Source organism: Desulfonatronum sp. SC1 (assembly GCF_003046795.1).
In the GTDB taxonomy this organism is placed as follows: Bacteria; Desulfobacterota; Desulfovibrionia; order Desulfovibrionales; family Desulfonatronaceae; genus Desulfonatronum.
In genome coordinates this window covers 1-463 of record NZ_PZKN01000126.1, presented here as the reverse complement: position 1 = coordinate 463, position 463 = coordinate 1, and the positions used below count along the sequence as shown (strand labels likewise).

Annotated in this window: 1 protein-coding gene; it reads right to left on the bottom strand. The window is 43.6% G+C overall.

Annotation, left to right across the window (positions count from 1 at the left end; genetic code table 11):
• Window positions 1-463 (bottom strand): hypothetical protein (locus C6366_RS20980; protein ID WP_199221593.1); only part of this gene is annotated, 463 nt, incomplete at both ends.

Genomic DNA, 463 nt, shown 5'->3' with positions numbered 1-463 from the left:
ACGGAGAATAGATGGTAGCATCCTGGTTAACAGCCTGTAATCTGGCAGGATCCAATCTGATGTTGTCACCTGTTGCCGGGTCGATATACATGAAGCGGTTCTCAGAGTTCATGCGGTTCAATACATTTCTGTATTTGTTCGAACTGTCGTACCCTATTGAGAAGGCCACTTTGTTTGCATTATAAATGTCATTGCCATACACCCAGTTAAAGAATGTACCCATGTCAAACTGTTTGTATCTGAAATTCAGATTCAAACCACCGATATGTATTGGGTTGGCATCGCCAATGATGGTTTTGTCGGATTCCAGACCAATCACATTGGTGCCATCATCTGCAATTTTCTTGTATTTAATGGCACCTGGGCCAAAGAAGGAAGCACCGGATACAGCGCGGTTATCGGGCACACCGGCATTTAGCACCCACTGGTTATTAGTAAAGGTGAAATCATCGAAGGTATAGAA